The sequence below is a fragment of the Methylobacterium sp. WL103 genome (assembly GCF_008039885.1).
Classification (GTDB): Bacteria; Pseudomonadota; Alphaproteobacteria; order Rhizobiales; family Beijerinckiaceae; genus Methylobacterium; species Methylobacterium cerastii.
This window is the reverse complement of the sequence record NZ_VRUX01001310.1, coordinates 1-427: the sequence shown is the minus strand read 5'-3', so window position 1 is coordinate 427 and position 427 is coordinate 1. Positions and strand designations below refer to the sequence as shown.

Here is a 427-nt window from a genome sequence, read left to right as displayed (position 1 = left end):
CCGCGACGGAATCCACCTCCTGGTCGCCGCGGCGCTCGCGGCGCCGCTGGTCGCGCCGATGCTGCTGATGCCGTTCGGGATCGCCTGGATGCCGCCCGGCTGGGTGCAGTTGGCGCTCGCGACCCCGATCCAGTTCTGGCTCGGCGCCCGGTTCTACCGGGCCGGCTGGCGCGCGCTGCGGGCGGGCGCCGGCAACATGGACCTGCTCGTCGCGCTCGGCACCTCCGCGGCCTACGCGCTGAGCCTGTACCAGCTCGTCCGCGCCGCGGAGGCCGGCCGCGCGACCCCGCACCTGTACTTCGAAGCCTCGGCGGTGGTGATCACCCTGGTGCTGCTCGGCAAGCGCCTGGAGAGCCGCGCCAAGCGCAGCACCGCGTCGGCCATCCGGGCGTTGACGGCGCTGCGGCCCGAGCGCGCGCGCCTGCGA

The 427-nt window shown here is 75.6% G+C and carries 1 pseudogene; it reads left to right on the top strand.

The features are described from left to right. Window positions 1–427: pseudogene (locus FV222_RS29130) on the top strand (heavy metal translocating P-type ATPase); the annotation flags it as partial.